Raw genomic sequence first — 20,256 nt, 5'->3', positions numbered from 1 at the left:
CGGATCGACCTGCCCGTGCCGAGATCGACCCACGGTGAGTCGATCTCGGCACGGGTGGGTCGATCTCGGCGGCGAGGGCTGAGACGTCCCGGTGGGCCCGACGCGGGGGCAAGTAGGATTCGGGCCATGACCCACATCCTCTCGGCCGTGGCATGGCCCTATGCCAACGGGCCGCGGCACATCGGCCACGTCGCCGGCTTCGGCGTTCCCTCCGACGTCTTCAGCCGTCACATGCGGATGGCGGGTCACGACGTGCTGATGGTGTCGGGCACGGACGAGCACGGCACGCCGATCCTCGTGCAGGCCGAGCAGGAGGGCGTGACGCCGCAGGAGCTCGCGGACCGGTACAACCGGGTCATCGTCGAGGACCTGACGTCGCTGGGCCTGAGCTACGACCTGTTCACCCGCACGACGACGCGCAACCACTACGCGGTCGTGCAGGAGATGTTCCGCACGGTGCACAAGAACGGCTACATGGTCGAGAAGTCGACGATGGGCGCGATCTCGCCGTCGACGGGCCGCACGCTGCCGGACCGCTTCATCGAGGGCACCTGCCCGATCTGCGGGTACGACGGCGCGCGCGGCGACCAGTGCGACAACTGCGGCAACCAGCTCGACCCGATCGACCTGAAGAACCCGCGCAGCCGCATCAACGGCGAGACGCCGAAGTTCGTCGAGTCGAACCACTTCTTCCTGGACCTGCCGGCGTTCGTCGACGCGCTGTCGCTGTGGCTGGAGGGCCGGCAGGGTTGGCGCCCCAACGTGCTGAACTTCAGCCGCAACCTGCTGGACGACGTCCGGCCGCGTGCGATGACGCGCGACATCGACTGGGGCATCCCGGTGCCGCTGGAGGGCTGGGAGGACAACCCGTCCAAGCGGCTGTACGTGTGGTTCGACGCCGTCATCGGCTACCTGTCGAGCTCGATCGAGTGGGCGCGCCGCCGCGGCACCCCCGAGGCGTGGCGCGACTGGTGGACGAACCCCGACGCCCGGTCGTACTACTTCATGGGCAAGGACAACATCACGTTCCACTCGCAGATCTGGCCGGCGGAGCTGCTGGGCTACGACGGCGGCGGGTCGAAGGGCGGGGAGCCGGGCCGGTACGGGTCGCTGCAGCTCCCCACGGAGGTCGTGTCGAGCGAGTTCCTCAACGTGGAGGGCCAGAAGTTCTCGTCCTCGCGCGGCGTCGTCATCTACGTGCGGGACATGCTGGCCCGCTACCAGCCGGACGCGTTCCGCTACTACGTGGCGGCGGCCGGCCCGGAGAGCCAGGACGTCGACTTCACGTGGGAGAGCTTCCTGCGGCGCACCAACGACGAGCTGGTCGCGGGCTGGGGCAACCTGGTGAACCGCACGGCGAGCATGGTGCACAAGAACTTCGGTCAGGTCCCGACCCCGGGCGAGACGGCGGACGTCGACAAGGCGGTGCTGGCCACGACGGGCGAGGCGTTCGGCCGGATCGGTTCCCTCATCGAGTCGAACCGGCAGCGCGCCGCGATCGCGGAGGCGATGCGCGTCGTCGGCGAGGTCAACCGGTACGTGTCGGAGACCGAGCCGTGGAAGCTCAAGGCGGACCCGGAGCGCCTGGCCACGGTGCTGCACACGACGACGCAGGCCGTGAGCGACTGCAACACGCTGCTCTCGCCGTTCCTGCCGCACTCCGCGCAGTCGGTGCACGAGGTCCTCGGCGGCACGGGCGAGTTCGCGCCGCAGCCGGTCATCGAGGAGGTCGCCGACCTCGACGACGACTCGCGCCACTACCCGGTGATCACGGGCGGCCACGACGGCGCCTACGCGTTCCCGGCGTGGGCCTCGGTGCCGGTGGTGCCGGGCACCCAGATCGGCAAGCCGTCCCCGGTGTTCACCAAGCTCGACGAGTCCATCGTCGACGAGGAGCTGGAGCGCCTCCGCGAGAAGGCCTGATCCCCCGCCGGCCGGCCCGCGACGGCGGGCCGGCCGCCCGTCCCTGCCCGCGCGTGCGGAAGGAGCGCCATGGCGCGCCAGCGTGAGCGCGGCTTCCCGCCGCAGGCGGAGCCGCTGCCCGTCCCCGTGGTCGACAACCACACCCACCTCGACGCGATCGGGCCGGTGCTCGACCTCGCGGCCGTGGGGGAGCACCCGGCGCTGGCCGCGCACGACCTCGACGACCGCCTGGCGGCCGTGACGGGGGAGCGGCACGCGGTCGGCGGTCAGCTCGCGCACGCCGCGGCGTCGGGGGTGGACCGGCTGGTGCAGGTGGGCTGCGACCTGCCGTCGGTCGCGTGGACGGACGCGCTGCTGCGGGTCGCCGCCGAGCACGCCGCGGCGACGGCGGGCGGGGGGCTCGCGCGGCTGCTGGGCGCCGTCGCGATCCACCCCAACGAGGCGGTGCTCCACGCAGGCGTCCACGAGGTCGGCCCGGACGGGCTGGAGCCGGACCCGCAGCCGCACCACACGACGTCGTTGGACGACGCCGTCGCCCGGGTCGCGCAGGTGGCCCGCGACAACCCGCGGGTCCGTGCCGTCGGCGAGACCGGCATGGACCTGTTCCGCACGGGACCGCTCGGCGAGGTCGCGCAGCGGGAGGCGTTCCGCGCGCACGTCGCGCTCGCCAAGGAGCTCGGGCTCGCCCTGCAGATCCACGACCGGGACGCCCACCAGCAGGTGATCGACGTGCTCCTCGCCGACGGTGCCCCGGAACGCACGGTGTTCCACTGCTACTCCGGGGACGAGGAGATGGCGCGGCTCGCCGCCGAGCACGGCTGGTACCTGTCGTTCGCGGGCCCGGTCACCTACCCCCGCAACGAGCACCTGCGGGCCGCGCTGCGCGCCGTCCCCCTCGACCTCGTGCTGGTCGAGACGGACGCCCCCTACCTGCCGCCGCACCCGTACCGGGGACGGCCCAACGCGCCGTACGTCGTCGCGCACACCGTGCACGCCGTCGCCGAGGTCCTCGACCGGCCCCTCGCCGAGGTCTGCGCCGCCGTGTCGGCCACGTCCGAGCAGGTCTACGGCCCGTGGTGACGCCCGGCCAGGCTTCCCAGCGGTGCCCCGCGTCGGCTACGGTCTGGTGCCCGTGACGAGGTCCAAGGCGCGGCGGAAGCAGCCGGTACGGCGCAGGGACGCCCTGGCGTTCGTCGGCAGCCGCGGTCCGCTCCCGCAGATCGCCCGCGGCGCGGTGCACGGCACGGTCCTGGTGTCCGTCGCCGTCGGCTCCTACGCGGTCGTCGACGCGCACTCGAGCGTCGAGCTCGACGTCGACGGGAAGGTCCGCGAGGTCGACGGCTACGGCCGGACCGTCGCGGACGTCCTCGCGTTCCACGGCATCCACCCCGGCCCCGACGACCTCGTGCAGCCGGGTCTCGACCAGCGCGCCCCCCGCGACGGCGAGGTCGTCGTGCGCACCAGCCGCGACGTCACCCTGGAGATCGACGGGGAGGTCGTCACGCTCGCCACGACGGCGCACACCGTCGGCGAGCTCCTCGCGGCGCTGGGCCCCCGCGCCGACGGCGCGGTCACGAGCGCCGCGTCCCGCAGCGAGCCCCTCGGGCGCGAGCCGTTGCGCGTGTCCACGGTGAAGAAGGTGCACGTGTCCGTGGACGGGTCGGTGATCCTGCTGCGCACCACCGGGTCGACCGTCCGCGACGTCCTCGCGGAGGCCGGCATCACCCTCGGCGCCGAGGACTACACGTCCGCGCCGCTCGGCGCGGCCGCCGTCGACGACATGGTCCTCGTGGTCGGCCGCGGGGCCACCGCGTCCGACATCGTCACCGAGGTCGTGCCGTTCGAGACCGAACGCGTCGAGTCCGACGACCTGCCGGAGGGCTACGAGTCCGTGCAGACCCGCGGTGTGGTCGGGGAGCGGGTCACGACCTACCAGGTGCGCACCCTCGACGGCGCCGAGGTCGAGCGGACGGTCGTGGACCGGACCGTCACCGTGAAGCCCGTCACCGAGGTGGTGCTGGTCGGCACGCTCGACCTGTCGCAGGTGCAGGTCGACCCCGGGTCGGCGAAGGCCATCGCGCGGACGATGGCCGCGGAGCGGGGCTGGGGCGACGGCGAGTTCGTCTGCCTGGACAAACTGTGGACCAAGGAGTCCAACTGGCGGTGGAACGCCGAGAACGCCTCCAGCGGTGCCTACGGCATCCCGCAGGCGCTGCCCGGGTCGAAGATGGCCAGCGCGGGGTCCGACTGGCAGACCAACCCGGCGACGCAGATCGCCTGGGGCCTGGACTACATCGCGGGCCGCTACGGCACCCCGTGCGCGGCGTGGAACCACTCGATGTCGGTCGGGTGGTACTGACCGGTCCGTGACGCGTCGGCGGCGTGGCGTGCGGAGGACTTTTCCGGCATAGGCCGCGTCGCGGGACGTAACTACCACGACGGCGCTTGGAAGTCGATCACGATCAGGTTACGGTCCTCGGAGCCGCCGGATCGGCCTCGCGGCCCGACAGCCAGTCGGGAGCCGACGCCGTGCCCGGGCACGACCACGACTGGACCCCCGTGAACGACTCGACCGTCGCGCCTCAGCCCGTCCCCGACGACGCCTCCACCGTAGCCACCGAGACCACCGCCGCCGCCGCGCCACGCCGCCGCCGCTGGCCCTTCGTCACCCTCGCCGTCACCCTCGGCCTCGCGCTCACCGCCGGCATCGGCGCCGCCGTCGCCGACCAGCTCCGCAAGGACATCACGCTCGACGTCGACGGACAGCTCACCCGGGTCTCCACCTACGCCGCGACCGTCTCCGACGCGCTCGCCGAGGAGGGCGTCCGCGTCGGCGCCGACGACGAGGTCACCCCCGCCGCCGGCGAGGACCTCCGGGACGGCGCCGTCGTCCAGGTCCGCTACGGCCGCGAGCTCACCGTCGAGACCGACGGCGAGGAGCAGGACGTCGTCGTCGCGGCCCTCGACGCCGCCGACGCCCTCGACCAGCTCGCCGACCGCGACGAGCAGGTCCGTCTGCTGCCGTCCCGGTCCGACGAGCGCGCCGTCCTCCCGCTGCGGCTCGACGCCGACGAGCCCGTCGCGCTCGTCGTCGGCGGCGAGGAGACCGTCGTCGCCGACGGCGCCGTGTCGCTCGAGGACCTGCTGGCCGCCGAGGGCGTCACCCTCGACGCCGACGACATCGTCCACGTCGACCGCATCGCCGCCGCCGGCCCCACCGACCCCACGGTCCGTGTCGTCGTCCAGCGCGTCGACGTCGAGAAGGTGACCACCACCAAGAAGATCGCCTTCGACACCGTGACGAAGCAGGACCCCGACCGGTACGAGGACCAGGGCAGCTACGTCGCCACCGAGGGCCGCAAGGGCGTGCGCACGACCGTCCACCGCGTGACCACCGTCGACGGCGAGGTCACCGAGCGGGAGAAGATCTCCTCCGAGGTCACCCGCAAGGCCCGCGACAAGGTGATCGTCGAGGGCACCAAGGAGCGCCCCGAGCCCGAGCCGGAGCCGGCACCCACCAGCTCCTCGTCCTCGTCGTCCTCCTCGTCCGGCTCGTCCTCCGGCTCGTCCGGCGGCAGCGCCCCGTCCGGCGTCTGGGCGGCCCTCGCCCAGTGCGAGTCCGGCGGCAACCCGGCCACCAACACCGGCAACGGCTACTACGGCCTCTACCAGTTCTCGCTGCCGACCTGGCAGGCGATGGGCGGCTCCGGCCTGCCCTCCGACGCCTCCGCGTCCGAGCAGACCATGCGGGCCCAGAAGCTCCAGGCGCAGTCCGGCTGGGGTCAGTGGCCGGCGTGCGCCGCGAAGCTGGGCCTGCTGTAGCGCTGTCGGCTCCGTCCGTCGGGTTCACGGCGGGGTGGGGTCTTCCCGGACCGGTCCGGGAAGACCCCGCCCCGCCGTTCGCACGTCCGGCTCCCGCGAGTCAGCGCACCGTCCCGCGAGTCAGCGCGACGGCGCTCCCGGTGGTCGGGCCACGTCGATCGGGAGGCGAGGGAACCGGGGTGTGAGAGGCACGTGAAGGTGCCGTACGAGGCGCCCAGGTGTGACTTCCATCCTCTTGCATCAGATCACGAAGCGGTTACGGTCGGATGTCTTTTCGCGCGCATCAGGACCACCTGGTGTAGTGCCGTCGGCCCGCGAGGGCTGTCCGCCGAACGAATCCCAGGGAGATCCCATGACCTCCGTGCCCGAGAACACCCCCCAGCACACCACCGACGACGCCCGGCCCACCACCGCCGAGACGCGCACCGTCACACGCAGGCGCCGCAGCCGCCGTCGCGCGCTCATCGCCGGCGGCAGCGTCGGCGCGCTCGCCCTCGGCGTCGGCTCCGCCGTCGGCGTCGCCCACGCCCACAAGACCGTCGAGCTCGACGTCGACGGCGAGACCCGCACCGTCACCACGTTCGCCGGCGACGTCGAGGGCCTGCTCGCCGAGCAGGGCGTCGACCTCTCCGCCCGTGACGTCGTCGCCCCCGGCATGCACGCCGCCCTCGACGGCGACGCCGACGTGGTCGTGCGCACCGGCAAGGAGCTCACCGTCGAGGTCGACGGCACCGAGCACGAGGTGTGGCTGACGGCGCTCGACGCGTCCGAGGCGCTCAACCTCCTGCACCAGCGCGGCAGCGACGTCCAGCTCGTCGCGTCCCGCTCGCAGGACCGTGCCGAGCTGCCGATCCAGCTCCACGCCGGCCAGCAGGTCGCCGTCGTGCACGACGGCGAGGTGGACGTGGCCGACGGGTCCGAGGACCTCGCCGCCGTCCTCGCCACGACCGACGTCACGGTGGACGACGACGACCTCGTGTCCGTCGCCACCGCCCACGACGCCGGCGTCGCCGCCACGGACGTGCCGACCGGCACCGACGTGCCCCGGGTCGCCGTCGTCGTCGAGCGCGTCGAGGTGAAGAAGGTCGAGAAGACCCGCACCATCGCGCACGACACCGTGACCAAGACCAGCGCGAAGCGCTACGAGGACCTCGACGCGAAGGTCCGCACCGCGGGCAAGGACGGCGAGCGCACGATCGTGCGCGAGGTCACGACGATCGACGGCAAGGTCGTCTCCGACGAGAAGGTGTCCGCGAAGGTCACCACGAAGCCCGTCACCGAGGTGCTCGTCCAGGGCACCAAGGCGCGACCCGAGCCCGAGCGCGAGCCGGAGCCCGCGACCTCCACCTCCGGCGCCACCTACTCGGGGTCCAACCGGCAGATCGGTCAGCAGATGGCCGCCGCGCGCGGCTGGACCGGCAGCGAGTGGACCTGCCTGGAGTCCCTGTGGACCCGGGAGTCCGGCTGGTCGCACACCGCCGCCAACCCGTCGTCGGGCGCCTACGGCATCCCGCAGTCGCTGCCCGGCTCCAAGATGGCCACGGCCGGCTCCGACTGGCAGACCAACCCCGCCACCCAGATCGCGTGGGGCCTCGACTACATCGCCGGCCGCTACGGCAGCCCGTGCGGCGCGTGGGCCCACTCCGAGTCCGTCGGTTGGTACTGATCGCTCACCTCGGGCGATACTTCCACCCATGACCACCACCCCTGGCGCCCTGCTCGGTCCCGCGGAGATCCGCGAGCTGGCGGGGCGCCTCGGCGTCCGGCCCACCAAGACGCTCGGCCAGAACTTCGTCCACGACGGCGGCACGGTACGCAAGATCGTGCGCGCCGCAGGCGTCGAACCCGGCGACCGCGTCGTCGAGGTCGGGCCCGGGCTCGGCTCCCTCACCCTCGGCCTGCTCGAGGCCGGGGCGTCCGTCGTCGCCGTCGAGATCGACCCCGTCCTCGCCGGCCAGATCGACGCGACCGTGCGCAAGCACGCGCCCGACGCCGACTTCGAGGTCGTGACCGCCGACGCCCTCGAGGTCACCGAGCTCCCCGGCGCCGCCCCCACCTCCCTGGTGGCGAACCTGCCCTACAACGTCGCCGTCCCCGTGCTGCTGACGTTCCTGCAACGGTTCGACTCGCTGCAGACCGTGCTCGTCATGGTGCAGGCCGAGGTCGCCGACCGGCTCGCCGCCGCCCCCGGGAACAAGGTGTACGGCGTGCCGTCCGCGAAGGCCGCCTGGTACGGGCGGGCGCGCCGCTCCCTCAACGTCTCCCGGCACGTCTTCTGGCCCGAGCCCAACGTCGACTCCGCCCTCGTCGCCATCGAGCGCCACGACCCGCCCGCCACCACCGCCACCCGCGAGCAGGTGTTCACCGTCGTCGACGCCGCGTTCGCGCAGCGCCGCAAGACGCTCCGCGCCGCCCTGTCCGGGCTGTTCGGGTCCGGTGCCGCCGCCGAGGAGGCGCTGCGCGCCGCCGACGTCGACCCCGGGCTGCGCGGCGAACGCCTCACCATCGCCGACTTCGCACGGATCGCCGAGCGCCTGGGGGCGACCCCTGGCACGGTGGACGCGTGACGCACCTCGCCGCAGCCCCCTCGCCGTCCGTGCGCGTCCGCGCACCCGGCAAGCTCAACCTCTCCCTGCGCGTCGGGCCCGTCGAGGACGACGGCTACCACCCCCTCGTCACCGTCTTCCAGGCCGTCACCCTGGTGGAGGAGGTCACGGCCACCGAGGTGCCCGAGGGCGCCGGGATCTCCGTGACCGTCACCGGCCCGCAGGCCGACCAGGTGCCGCTCGACCGCACCAACCTCGCGTGGCGTGCCGCCGAGGCGCTCGCCCGGCACGTCGGCACCGCCGCGGACGTCGGGCTGCACCTCGCCAAGGGCGTCCCCGTCGCCGGCGGCATGGCCGGCGGCTCCGCCGACGCCGCCGCCACCCTCGTCGCGTGCGACGCCCTGTGGGGCACCGCCCTGTCCCGCGACGAGCTGGCGACCCTCGCCGCCGGGCTCGGCTCCGACGTGCCGTTCGCGCTCCTCGGCCACACCGCCGTCGGCACCGGGCGCGGGCACCTGCTCACCCCCGCGATGACCCGCGGCGAGTTCCACTGGGCGCTCGCCGTCCGCCACGAAGGTCTGCCCACCCCCGACGTCTACCGCCGGTTCGACGAGCTCACCCGCGGGCAGGCGCGCGCCGTCGACCCCGTCGACGACACCGAGCTCATGCAGGCCCTGCGTGCCGGGGACCCCGCCGCCCTCGGCCGGGCCCTGCACAACGACCTCCAGGACGCCGCCGTCGACCTGCGCCCCGACCTGGCGCGCACCCTCGACATCGCCCGCCAGGGGGGCGCGCTCGGCGTCGTCGTGTCCGGGTCCGGGCCGAGCGTCGCCGCGCTCGCCCGGTCCCGGCAGCACGCGCTCGCCATCGCCGCGACGTGGACCGCGGAGGGCGCCGCCGACTCCGTGTGGTGCACCACGGGCCCGGCCGCGGGTGCTCGCGCGCTCTGACGGCTTCGGCGCGGGCCGGGTCGGGCGCCGGTCGGCGGAGGGTGCCGGTCGGTGGAGGGTGCCGGTCGGTGGAGGGTGCCGCGCGTCGTCGCGTTCACGGGCCCCAGGGGGCCCTCCACTTCGGGTCTGACGACGACGCGCGGCACCCTCCGCCGACCTTCGACGCTGCGGCGCGCTCCCCGCGAGTCAGCGCGGGTTTCGCTGAGTCAGCGCAGATCCCCGCGGGTCAGCGCAGATCCCCGTGACTCAGCGCCCGTACCGCTGAGTCAGCGCAGATCCCCGTGACTCAGCGCAGTTCCTCGTGACTCAGCGCTGATGGCAGCGAGTCAGCGCAGGTTCTCGTGAGTCAGCGCGGACCGCCGGGAACCAGCGACGGGGCCGTGCGTCAGCCGAGGTGCTTGCGGAGGAACTCCACCGTGGGGGCGAACCGGTAGTGCTGGCCGCCCTCGTGGCCGTTGTACGGGTAGACGTCGATGCGCTTGTCGACGCCCGACCACGCGTTGAAGGCCGCGTACACGGTCGACGGCGGGCAGACGGCGTCCATGAGCGCGACGGAGAACAGGCCGGCACCCTGGGCGCGCCGCGCGAACGACACCCCGTCGAGGTAGGACAGGGTGCGCCAGACGGCGTCCTCGTGCTCGCGGTGCACGGACAGGTACTGCGTGATCTCGCCGTAGGGGAACGCGTCCGTGATCTGCACGGCCCGGCGGAAGTGCGACAGGAACGGCACGTTCGGCGCGGCGGCGACGACGTCGGGCAGGAGCCCGGCGACGGCGATCGCGATGCCGCCGCCCTGGCTGGTGCCGGCCACGGCGACGCGGGCGGGGTCGATCCCGTCGACCTGGCGGACCGCGTCGACGGCGCGCACCCCGTCGGTGTAGACGCGCCGGTAGTAGTGCTCGGCCGGGTCGAGGATCCCGCGCGTCATGTAGCCGGGCGACGCCGGCGCATGGCCGACCGGGTCGGGGGTGTCGCCCCCGGAGCCCCAGCCGGAGCCCTGCCCGCGCGTGTCCATGACGAGGTGCGCGAACCCGGCGGCGGCCGGCCCGAGGTGCTCGTGCGGCAGGCCGCGGCCGCCGCCGTAGCCGATGAACTCCACCACGGCGGGCAGTGGGCCGTCGACGCGCGCCGGTCGCACCAGCCACGCCTTGACCGGGTGGCCCCCGAACCCGGGGAACGTCACGTCGTCGACGGTGACCTCCGTCAGCCCCGTGTCGACGCGCTCCGCGACGGGCGCGCCGCCGAAGCCGCGCGCCTCGGCGATCGTGCCGGTCCAGAACGCGTCGAAGTCGGCCGGTTCGTCGACCTGCGGCGTGTACTGCTCGAGCTCGGCGACGGGAAGGTCGAACTGGGCCATGCGGCTCTCCTCGGGACGGGCGGCGGTGCCGACGACGGCGTCGGACCGCGGTGCCGGACGTGACGGTCTCGGCACCGAGGTTAGCGCTCACGGAGCCGGTCTCCCGGCCGTCGAGCGTCTCTGAACGTCCGGCATCGGCCCCGCATCCCGGACTTTCAGGGACGCTCGACGCCCGGACGGCGGCGCAGCGGACCGTCGGGACGCCACCCGGCGGCGACTACCCTGAGGCGGTGGCACATCTCCTCGGCGCGGACACCATCGCGCTGTCCATCGGCACCCGCACCCTCCTCGACGACGTCTCCCTCGGCCTCGACGACGGCGACCGCGTCGGCGTCGTCGGACCCAACGGCGCCGGGAAGTCCACGCTCCTGCGGCTCCTCGCCGGCACCGCCACCCCCGACGCCGGCCGCATCACCCGCGTCGGCGGCTCCCGCCTCGGCATGCTCGACCAGCGCGACGACGTCCCCGAGGGCGCCAGCGTCCTCGACCTCGTCCACGGCGACGACGAGACCCACGAGTGGGCGTCCGACGCCCGCATCCGCGCCATCCACGCCGGGCTCCTCGCCGACCTCGACCTCGACCAGCCCGCCACCACCCTGTCGGGCGGGCAGCGCCGCCGCGTCGCCCTCGCCGCGCTCCTCGCGCAGGACCCCGACGTCCTCCTCCTCGACGAGCCCACCAACCACCTCGACGTCGAAGGCGTCGCCTGGCTCGCCGAGCACCTCAAGCAGCGGTACGGCCGCCCCGGCGCCACCGGCGCCCTCGTCGTCGTCACCCACGACCGCTGGTTCCTCGACGAGGTCTGCTCGCGCACGTGGGAGGTCCGCGGCGACGGGTCCGGCGCCGTCGACGGCTACGAGGGCGGGTACGCCGCCTACATCCTCGCGCGCGCGGAACGTCAACGACAGGCCACCGTCGCCGCCGAGAAGCGCGACAACCTGCTCCGCAAGGAGCTCGCCTGGCTGCGCCGCGGCGCCCCCGCCCGCACCTCCAAGCCCAAGTTCCGCCTCGACGCCGCCTCCGCGCTCATCGCCGACGAGCCGCCGCCCCGCGACACCCTCGAGCTCACGCAGATGGCCACCAAGCGGCTCGGCAAGGACGTCCTCGACCTCGAGGACGTCACCGTCACCGTGCCCCGCCCCGGCGGCGGCACCCGCACCCTCCTCGACGACGTCACCTGGCGCCTCGGCCCCGGCGACCGGTACGGCCTCGTCGGCGTCAACGGCGCCGGCAAGACGACGATCCTCGCCCTGCTCGCCGGCCGCCGCGACCCCGACTCCGGGCGCGTGCGCCGCGGCAAGACCGTCGAGGTCGCCGAGCTCACCCAGGAGGTCGCCGAGCTCGACGACGTCGGCCACCTCACCGCCGTGCAGGTCGTCGACGCCGAGAAGCGCACCGTCGTCGTCGACGGCAAGGAGCTCACCGCCGGACAGCTCACCGAACGCCTCGGCTTCACCCGCGAACGTGCCCACACCCCCGTCCGCGACCTCTCCGGCGGCGAGCGCCGCCGCCTCCAGCTCCTGCGCCTCCTCGTGTCCGAGCCCAACGTGCTCCTGCTCGACGAGCCCACCAACGACCTCGACACCGACACCCTCGCCGCCGTCGAGGACCTGCTGGACGGCTGGCCCGGCACGCTCATCGTCGTGTCCCACGACCGCTACCTCCTGGAACGCGTCTGCGACCGCCAGTGGGCGCTGCTGGGCGACGGCGCGCTGCGGGACCTGCCCGGCGGGGTGGAGCAGTACCTGGAGCTCCGGCGTGCTGGCGTCGGTGCGGCGGGTGGCGGGGTGTCGTCGTCGCGAGGCAACCGCTCGGCTGCTCGTTCCTCGCAGCCTCCTGCCAGGCCCAGCCAGCCTCGCGACGACGACACCCCGCCACCCGCCTCGGGCCCGTCCGCCGCCGGTCCTTCGGCTGGTGGGACGGGGACGGCGGCGGCGGCGGCGACGGCGACGGCGGCGGAGCAGCGGGCTGCGCGCAAGGTCGTGCAGCGGGTCGAGCGGCAGCTCGCGAGGCTGACCGCGGAGGAGTCCACGCTGCACGACAGGATGGCCGCCGACCCCACCGACTACGAGGGGGTCGCGCGGCTCGACGCGCGGCTGCGCGAGGTGCTCGCCGAGAAGGAGGAGCTGGAGCTCGAGTGGCTGGAGGCCGCCGAGCTCGCCGAGTGAGCGTCACCGCCGGCCGGTGGTGACGGCCCGCCTGCGGCAGCGGTCCGGGTGCCGAGGACGGTGACGGCCCGAGCACGACGACGGCCCGGCCGTGCCCCGGTCACCCGGGGCCCGGCCGGGCCGTCGTCGGTCTCCCGACGCGTCAGGGCACGCGGTACCCGGCGGCGCGGAACAGCTCGTACCACTCGGCGCGGGTCAGGGGCACGTCGGAGCCCTGGGCGGCGCCGGTGACGCGCTCCGGCGTGGTCGTGCCCAGCACCACCTGCATCTGCGCGGGGTGACGCGTGATCCACGCGACCGCGATCGCGATGGGCGGCACGTCGTACTGCGCGGCGAGACGGTCGATGACGGCGTTGAGCTCGGGGTAGTCGTCCGAGCCCAGGAACACGCCGGTGAAGAACCCGGCCTGGAACGGCGACCACGCCTGCACGGTGATGTCGTGCAGGCGGCAGTAGTCGAGGATGCCGCCACCGTCGAGGGTGAGCGCCTGGTCCTCGCCCGCCATGTTCGCGGCCACGCCCTGCGCGACGATCGGGGCGTGCGTGATCGACAGCTGGAGCTGGTTCGCGACGATGGGCTGCCGCACCGACTTCTTCAGCAGGTCGATCTGGCGCGGCGTGTGGTTCGAGACGCCGAACGCCCGCACCTTGCCCGCCGACTCCAGGTGGTCGAACGCGCGGGCGACCTCGTCCGGCTCGACGAGGGCGTCGGGGCGGTGCAGCAGCAGCACGTCCAGGTAGTCGGTGCCGAGCGCCTCCAGCGACCCCTCGACGGAGGAGACGAGGTGGTCGTACGAGTAGTCGAAGTACGGGCCCTCGCGCACGATGCCCGCCTTGGACTGGATGGTCAGCTCGTCGCGCTGCGACGGCGTGAGCTGCATCGCCTCGGCGAACCGGCGCTCGCAGCCGTGCAGGTCCTTGCCGTAGACGTCGGCGTGGTCGACGAAGTCGATGCCGGCGTCACGGGCGGTGCGCACGAGCTCGCGGACGGCGTCGTCGTCCATGTCGGCGATGCGCATGAGCCCGAGCACGACGTTGGGGACGTCGCGGCCCGTGGTTCCCAGGGGGACGGTCCTCATGTGGATGCTCCTCGATCGGTCAGGCCGAGAGCTCGGCGAGCTCGTCGGCGGTGAGGGTGAGCTCGGCCGCGCGGACCGAGTCGGTGATGCTCGCGGGGCGGGACGCGCCCGGGATGGGCACGACGACGGGGGCGAGCGCCAGCTCCCAGGCGAGCGCGACCTGGTGGGGGCTGACGCCGTGGCGCTCGGCGACGCGCCCGAAGGCGGCGTGCGTCGACCCGAGGTCGCCGGCGCGGGAGATGCCGCCGAGCGGCGACCACGGCAGGAACGCGACGCCGATCGCGGCGCAGTGCTCGAGCTCGGCCAGGCTGGAGCGGAACGCGGGGGAGAACTGGTTCTGGACGGACACGAGCCGCCCGCCCAGGACCTCGTTCGCCTCGTCGATCTGCGCGACGGACGCGTTGGAGATGCCGGCCTGCCGGACGACGCCCTCGTCGAGGAGCTCGGCGAGCGCGCCGACGGACTCCGCGTAGGGGACGGCCGGGTCGGGCCGGTGGAACTGGTAGAGGCCGATCGCCTCGACGCCGAGCCGACGCGCCGACTCCTTCGCCGCGGCCTTGAGGTGCTCGGGGCGGCCGTCCTGCGTCCAGGAGCCGTCACCGGGGCGCAGGTGCCCGCCCTTGGTCGCGACGAGGACGCCGGACGCGTCGCCGCCCCAGGAGCGCAGCGCGCGGGCGATGAGCTCCTCGTTGTGGCCGACCTCGTCGGCGTCACGGTGGTAGGCGTCGGCGGTGTCGATCAGGGTGACGCCCGCGTCGAGGGCGGCGTGGATCGTCGCGACGGACCGGGCCTCGTCCGGTCGACCCTCGATGGACATCGGCATGCCGCCGAGCCCGATGGCGCTGACTGCTGTGTCTCCGATGGTGCGCTGCTGCACGGTGCTCCTCGTTCCGGATCGGGGTGTGCTTCGACGATAGGAAGGGAGATGATGAGAAGTCCAACGAAAGATGCTCATGACATTGAGAAGCAGGAGTGATCGATGGAGCTGCGCCAGATGGAGTATGTCGTCGCCGTCGCGGAGGAGGGCCACTTCACGCGCGCCGCAGCGCTGTGCGGCGTCAGCCAGTCCGGCCTGTCCGCCGCGATCCGGTCCCTGGAGAAGGAGCTGGGCGCCCCGCTGTTCCAGCGCACCACCCGGCAGGTGAGCACCACCGCCGCCGGGCGGGCGCTGCTCCCGTTCGCGCGGCGCATGCTCGCCCAGGCCGCCGGGGGCCGCGACGCCGTCGTCCGGGCCAGCCGGCAGCTGTCCGGGCACCTGCGCGTCGGGTCCGAGCAGTGCCTCGGCGTCGTCGACGTCGGCTCCCTGCTCGAACGGTTCCGCCTGCGCCACCCGCTCGTCGAGATCCAGTTCGTCCAGGCCGGGTCGCACGAGCTCGCCGCCCAGCTGCGTGCCGGCGACCTCGACGTCGGGTTCCTCGCCGCGACCGAGCACCTGGGCGGCCTGCGACGCCTCGAGCTCGGCCGCCGCGACGTCGTCGTGCTCACCCACCCGTCCGACCCGCTCGCCGGCTCCGCGGGGATCACCTGGGAGGACCTCGCCGAGCGCGACTTCGTGGACTTCCGCGAGACCTGGAGCGTGCGGCGGCTCGTCGACGAGGCCTTCGCCGCCCGGCACCTCGACCGTCGCGTACGGATGAGCGTCGACGACGTCCACACCCTGCTCGACTTCGTCCAGCGCGGCCTCGGCATCGCGATCGTGCCGCAGCACGTCGCCGCCAAGCCGCAGGCCGCGGGGCTCACCGCGTCGGCGCTGCCGGAGCAGGGGCGGCCGCAGTGGGTGGTCTCGGCGGTCTCCTCGCCGGTCGCGGCGCCCACCGCGTCACGTCTCCTGGAGCTGCTCGTCGAGGCGAACCTGGAGGTCGCGCCGGCCGCGTGAGGGGAAGGCGTGGTCGGTCAGCGGTCGAGGTACGTGGGCCGCGAGGCCGCCCACAGGGCGACCGTCATGGCGACGAGCAGCGCGAGCACCACCAGCAGGGGCGCCGCCCAGCCGCCGGTGGCCTCGTGCACCGCGCCGAGCGCGGTGGGGGCGGCCGCCGCGCACCCGTACCCGGCGGTCTGCACGACGGCGGACCCGCGACGGGCGGCCGCGACGGTGGGGGAGCGCTGCGCGAGCAGGGTCATGACGACCGTGAAGTTGCCGCCCTGCGCGACGCCCGCGCAGCACACCCACAGCCACCACAGGTCCGGGGCGGCGAGGATGCCGACCGGCAGGGCGATCCACAGCAGGGACAGCGTGGTGGCCACCGCCCGGGCGGGGACGCGCCGGGCCAGGGCGAGCGGGACGAGGAACGCCCCGGCGACCGCGGCGAGCTGGAACGGCGCCGCGCCGCCGCCCGCGGCCGCGGGCGCGAGACCCACCTGGTCGCCGAGGATCGACGGCAGCCACGCCGTCATCGCGTAGTAGCCGGACGCCTGCCCCGCGAACGCGACGGTGAGCAGCACGACGAGGCGGCGCTGGGCGGTGCCCGTGCCGCGCCCGGCCTCGGCGTGCGGCGCGACGCCCTGCGGTCGACCCGCGGCCTCCCCCCGGTGGTGCGCCGCGAGCCCGCGCCCGGCGGGCACCCAGGCGGCCAGCGCGAGGACGGCCAGGACGCCCCAGCCGGCGAGCGCCCACTGCCAGCCGTAGGCGACGGCGAGGGGCACGGTCAGGAGCGTCGTGACGGTGGAGCCCGCGTTCATGGTGGCGGCGTACGCGCCGGTGACGGACGCGGCACGGTCCCGGAAGTCGCGGGCGATGACGACGGGCACGGCGACGTTGCCGATCGTGATCCCGACGCCGAGCACGGCGGTGCCGGCCATCGCCGTGGTGACGGAGCCGGTGGAGCGCAGCAGCGTGCCGCCGAGGATGCCGAGGAGGCCGAGCGTGATCGCCCGTTCGGGGCCGAGCCGCGCGGTGAGGGCGGACGCCGCCGGGGTGAACAGCGCGAAGCAGAGGACGGGCACCGACGTCAGCAGGCCGACGCCGGCCGAGGTCAGGCCGAGCGACGCGGCGACGTCGTCGACGACGGGCGGCAGCGACGCGAGGTGCGCGCGCAGGTTGACCGACGCGAGCAGCAGCGCGAGGAGCACGAACCCGCCCGCGGCACCGGCCGCCGCGCGGCGTCGCGCGCCGTCGTCCCCGTCGCGGCCCGCCGTCGGGCCCGGGGTCCGGTCGTCGCCGCTACTCATCGAACTGCGCACCGAGGGTGCGCAGCAGCGCGGCGAGGCCGGGTCGCTCGTCGGGGGGCAGGGCGGACAGCACGGTGGACTCGACGTCGAGGAGGTCGCTCATCGCGGCGTCGACGCTGGCCCGGCCCGAGGCGGTGAGCTGGACGAGGACGCCGCGGCGGTCGTCGGGGGAGCGGTGGCGTTCCACGAGGCCGCGGTGCTCGAGGCGGTCGATGCGGTTGGTCATGGTGCCGCTGGTGACGAGGGTCTGCGCGACGAGCCGGCCGGGGGAGAGCCGGTAGGGGGCGCCGGAGCGGCGCAGCGCGGACAGGACGTCGAACTCCCAGGTCTCGAGGTCGTGGCGGGCGAACGCGCCGCGTCGGGCCCGGTCGAGGTGACGGGCGAGGCGGCTGATCCGGGAGAACACGGCCAGCGGCTCGACGTCGAGGTCGGGACGCTCGTGCTGCCAGGCGGCGACGATGCGGTCGACCTCGTCCCCGGTGCCGGGGTCGGTGCGGGTGCTCACCATCCGCACAGCGTATCCCGACTCTCTCGACGTCAAGACTCTTGACGGCTCCGGCGGGCGGGGCGCGTCAGCCGCCGATGAGGCCCGGCTTCTTCTCCATGCCCGCGAGCCCGTTCCACGCCAGGTTCACCAGGTGCGCGGCGACGTCCGCCTTCTTCGGCTGCCGGGCGTCCAGCCAGTACTGGCCCGTCAGGGCGACCATCCCGACCAGCATCTGCGCGTACAGCGGCGCCACCTTCGGGTCCAGGCCGTTGCGCTTGAGCTGGTCGGCGAGGATGTGCTCCACCTGCGCCGCGACGTCGCCGATGAGGGAGGAGAACGTCCCCGTGGCCTGCGCCACCGGGGAGTCGCGCACGAGGATGCGGAACCCGTCCTCGGAGGACTCGATGTACCCGAGCAGGGCCAGCGCGGTGCGCTCCACCATCATCTTCGGGTGCCCGCCCTCGGCCAGCGCACCGGTCAGCGCGCCCGTCAGGGCCCGCACCTCGCGGTCGACGATGACGGCGTAGATCCCCTCCTTGCCGCCGAAGTGCTCGTACACGACCGGCTTCGACACGCCTGCCGTCGCCGCGATCTCCTCGACGCTGGTCCCGTCGAACCCCTTGGTGGCGAACAGGCCCCGACCCACCGCCAGGAGCTGCTCGCGACGCTGGCTCGCCGTCATCCGGGATCGGGGCGCACGCTTCGACTCGCGGGGCTCGGCAGGCATGTGCCCATTGTGCCCGTATCCGGCGCGGGCACCACGGGGCTGTGGCCGAGGCCACTCCGCCGGCGCCCCGCGCGACGTGCCCGCGGACCGGGTGCACCCCGCCGGACCTGGCACACTGAGACCAGGACGTGCGACGGTGCGGCCGGTCCCGCGCAGCCGCCCGGGCGCCGGGACGGCACCGGACCGCGACCGTTCCGCCTTGGTGTAATCGGCAGCACAAGGGTTTTTGGTGCCCTTGGTCCAGGTTCGAGTCCTGGGGGCGGAGCGCGCCCGAGACCCCGACAACGAGACGGAGCACCCGTGGTTCCCACTGCCCCTGACGGCGACCAGGACCCGACCGCACCCGCGACGCCGCACCCCACGGCCGTCGTCGTCCTCGCCGCAGGGCAGGGCACACGCATGAAGTCGGCGACGCCGAAGATGCTGCACGCCCTCGGCGGGCGCTCCATGCTCGGCCACGCGCTGGTCGCCGCCGACGAGCTCGGACCCGAGCGGATCGCCGTCGTCGTGCGCCACGAGCGCGACCTCGTCGCCGCGCACGCCCTGCAGGTCGCCCCCACGGCGCTCGTCGTCGATCAGGACGAGGTGTACGGCACCGGACGGGCCGTCCAGTGCGCGCTCGACGCGCTCGACGCCACCGTCCATGCGGCGCGGGCCGCCGAGCTCTCCCACGTCGACGACGTCCACGACGAGCACGTTGACGGCGGCGAGCACCCGCTCGGCGACGGCGTCGACGGGTCCGTCGTGGTACTCGCCAGCGACGTGCCGCTGCTCGACGGTGCCACCCTGGCCGAACTCGTCGCGGCCCATCACACCGACGCCAACGCCGTCACCATCCTCACCACCGTCGTTGACGACGCGACCGGCTACGGCCGCATCGTGCGCCAGCAGGGCACGGGCGACGTCCTGCACATCGTCGAGCACGCCGAGGCCACCGCCGAGCAGCTCGAGATCCGCGAGATCAACTCCGGCGTGTACGTGTTCGACGCCGCGGTGCTGCGCGACGGCCTCGCCCGCGTGGGCAGCGACAACTCCCAGGGCGAGGTCTACCTCACGGACGTCGTCGCGCTCGCCCGCGAAGCCGGCGGCACCGTGCGCGCCGTCGTCGCCGACGACCCGATGACGGTCGAGGGCGTCAACGACCGCGTCCAGCTCGCCGTGCTTCGCGCGGAGCTCAACCGCCGCGTCCTGGACGACTGGATGCGCGCGGGCGTCACCGTCGTCGACCCCGCCACCACCTGGGTCGACGTCGACGTCGAGCTCGCCCCGGACGTCACCCTGCTGCCGGGCACGCAGCTCCACGGCGCGACCGTCGTCGCCACGGGCGCCACCATCGGCCCGGACACGACGCTCACCGACGTCGAGGTCGGCGAGGGCGCGACCGTGGTCCGCACGCACGGCTCGCTGTCGGTCATCGGCGCCGGCGCGTCGGTCGGCCCGTTCGCGTACCTGCGCCCGAACACGGTGCTGGGCGACAAGGGCAAGATCGGCACGTTCGTCGAGACGAAGAACGCGGAGATCGGCGCGGGCTCCAAGGTGCCGCACCTGTCCTACGTCGGCGACGCCACCATCGGCGAGGGCACGAACATCGGTGCCGCGTCCGTCACCGTCAACTACGACGGCGTGGCCAAGCACCGCACCGTCATCGGCTCCCACGCCCGCACCGGCGCGGACAACATGTTCGTCGCGCCCGTCACCGTGGGCGACGGCGCGTACACCGCCGCCGGCAGCATCATCACGCGCGACGTCCCCGCCGGGGCGCTGGGCGTGAGCCGCGCCCAGCAGAAGAACGTCGAGGGCTGGGTCGAGCGCCGCCGCCCCGACACCGCCGCCGCCGACGCCGCCGCCCGCTCCCTCGGCACCTCGCCGGACGGGCTCGGTGCGCAGGCGAGGCGCGAGCTCGCCGAGCACAATGCCCTCACGGGGGCGATCCCCGTGGTGCCCGACGAGGACGCCGGCGCGTCGTCGTCCACCGAGTCCGCCTGACGTCCGTCCGCCCGACCCCGCCCCCGAGCAGCAACCCGAAGGAA

General features: G+C 74.1%; 16 protein-coding genes and 1 tRNA gene. 11 read left to right on the top strand and 6 right to left on the bottom strand.

Annotated elements, in window-relative coordinates; genetic code table 11:
- The first annotated feature begins 126 nt into the window (after positions 1-126).
- The 7 genes from metG (at position 127) to ATJ88_RS14760 (ending at position 9,241) form a co-directional block, all read left to right on the top strand.
- Entirely contained in the window at positions 127-1,923 is a 1,797-nt protein-coding gene (gene metG / locus ATJ88_RS14790; protein WP_098464484.1) for a methionine--tRNA ligase, read from the top strand.
- 69 nt (positions 1,924-1,992) lie between these two features.
- Complete coding sequence (locus ATJ88_RS14785; RefSeq protein ID WP_098464483.1) at positions 1,993-3,003, top strand: TatD family hydrolase; 1,011 nt, start codon at positions 1,993-1,995, stop codon at positions 3,001-3,003.
- A gap of 52 nt (positions 3,004-3,055) precedes the next feature.
- Positions 3,056-4,282, top strand: coding sequence for a resuscitation-promoting factor (locus tag ATJ88_RS14780; protein WP_245852457.1), 1,227 nt, complete (start codon positions 3,056-3,058; stop codon positions 4,280-4,282).
- 200 nt (positions 4,283-4,482) lie between these two features.
- A complete protein-coding gene (locus ATJ88_RS18845) occupies positions 4,483-5,745 on the top strand; it encodes a resuscitation-promoting factor (protein ID WP_281255255.1) in 1,263 nt (420 codons plus the stop codon).
- A gap of 352 nt (positions 5,746-6,097) precedes the next feature.
- On the top strand, positions 6,098-7,411 hold the full coding sequence (locus tag ATJ88_RS14770; protein ID WP_098464482.1) for a resuscitation-promoting factor: 1,314 nt from the start codon (positions 6,098-6,100) through the stop codon (positions 7,409-7,411).
- Between the two features lie 28 nt (positions 7,412-7,439).
- Positions 7,440-8,312: a 16S rRNA (adenine(1518)-N(6)/adenine(1519)-N(6))-dimethyltransferase RsmA gene (gene rsmA, locus ATJ88_RS14765; RefSeq protein ID WP_098464481.1), complete on the top strand. Its 873-nt coding sequence runs from the start codon at positions 7,440-7,442 to the stop codon at positions 8,310-8,312.
- Positions 8,309-9,241 (top strand): 4-(cytidine 5'-diphospho)-2-C-methyl-D-erythritol kinase, encoded by a 933-nt coding sequence (locus tag ATJ88_RS14760; RefSeq protein WP_098464480.1) that lies wholly within the window; start codon positions 8,309-8,311, stop codon positions 9,239-9,241. The genes rsmA and ATJ88_RS14760 overlap by 4 nt, the downstream gene beginning before the upstream one ends.
- A 385-nt stretch (positions 9,242-9,626) precedes the next feature.
- Here ATJ88_RS14760 and ATJ88_RS14755 read toward each other — a convergent pair whose 3' ends face one another.
- Positions 9,627-10,598, bottom strand: coding sequence for an acetylxylan esterase (locus ATJ88_RS14755; protein ID WP_098464479.1), 972 nt, complete (start codon positions 10,596-10,598; stop codon positions 9,627-9,629).
- A 230-nt stretch (positions 10,599-10,828) separates the two neighbouring features.
- Between ATJ88_RS14755 and ATJ88_RS14750 the strand changes: the two genes are divergently transcribed.
- Complete coding sequence (locus ATJ88_RS14750) at positions 10,829-12,766, top strand: ABC-F family ATP-binding cassette domain-containing protein (protein WP_098464478.1); 1,938 nt, start codon at positions 10,829-10,831, stop codon at positions 12,764-12,766.
- 142 nt (positions 12,767-12,908) lie between these two features.
- On the opposite strand, the gene ATJ88_RS14745 is transcribed toward ATJ88_RS14750, so the two are convergent.
- Positions 12,909-13,844, bottom strand: coding sequence for an aldo/keto reductase (locus ATJ88_RS14745; RefSeq protein WP_098464477.1), 936 nt, complete (start codon positions 13,842-13,844; stop codon positions 12,909-12,911).
- Between the two features lie 19 nt (positions 13,845-13,863).
- Entirely contained in the window at positions 13,864-14,721 is an 858-nt protein-coding gene (locus tag ATJ88_RS14740; protein ID WP_098464476.1) for an aldo/keto reductase, read from the bottom strand.
- 102 nt (positions 14,722-14,823) lie between these two features.
- On the opposite strand from ATJ88_RS14740, the gene ATJ88_RS14735 reads away from it, so the two are divergent.
- The gene (locus tag ATJ88_RS14735; protein WP_098464475.1) at positions 14,824-15,720 is read left to right on the top strand and encodes a LysR family transcriptional regulator; all 897 of its coding nucleotides are present in this window, start codon (positions 14,824-14,826) and stop codon (positions 15,718-15,720) included.
- 17 nt (positions 15,721-15,737) lie between these two features.
- On the opposite strand, the gene ATJ88_RS14730 is transcribed toward ATJ88_RS14735, so the two are convergent.
- The 3 genes from ATJ88_RS14730 to ATJ88_RS14720 all read right to left on the bottom strand — a co-directional run bounded on the left by ATJ88_RS14730 (position 15,738) and on the right by ATJ88_RS14720 (position 18,181).
- Positions 15,738-17,012, bottom strand: coding sequence for an MFS transporter (locus ATJ88_RS14730; RefSeq protein WP_098465385.1), 1,275 nt, complete (start codon positions 17,010-17,012; stop codon positions 15,738-15,740).
- Positions 17,005-17,520, bottom strand: a complete 516-nt coding sequence (locus ATJ88_RS14725) for a MarR family winged helix-turn-helix transcriptional regulator (protein ID WP_098464474.1) — start codon at positions 17,518-17,520, stop codon at positions 17,005-17,007. The genes ATJ88_RS14730 and ATJ88_RS14725 overlap by 8 nt, the downstream gene beginning before the upstream one ends.
- Before the next feature lie 64 nt (positions 17,521-17,584).
- Entirely contained in the window at positions 17,585-18,181 is a 597-nt protein-coding gene (locus tag ATJ88_RS14720) for a TetR/AcrR family transcriptional regulator (protein WP_098464473.1), read from the bottom strand.
- A gap of 238 nt (positions 18,182-18,419) precedes the next feature.
- On the opposite strand from ATJ88_RS14720, the gene ATJ88_RS14715 reads away from it, so the two are divergent.
- Both ATJ88_RS14715 and glmU read left to right on the top strand, forming a co-directional pair.
- Positions 18,420-18,491 (top strand) — tRNA-Gln (locus ATJ88_RS14715).
- 134 nt (positions 18,492-18,625) lie between these two features.
- The gene (gene glmU, locus ATJ88_RS14710; protein ID WP_098465384.1) at positions 18,626-20,212 is read left to right on the top strand and encodes a bifunctional UDP-N-acetylglucosamine diphosphorylase/glucosamine-1-phosphate N-acetyltransferase GlmU; all 1,587 of its coding nucleotides are present in this window, start codon (positions 18,626-18,628) and stop codon (positions 20,210-20,212) included.
- Positions 20,213-20,256: the final 44 nt, after the last annotated feature.

Origin of the sequence: Isoptericola jiangsuensis, assembly GCF_002563715.1 — a bacterium.
GTDB lineage: Bacteria > Actinomycetota > Actinomycetes > Actinomycetales > Cellulomonadaceae > Isoptericola > Isoptericola jiangsuensis.
Note: the sequence above shows the minus strand (reverse complement) of the source record. Positions and strands in the feature narration are given on the sequence as shown.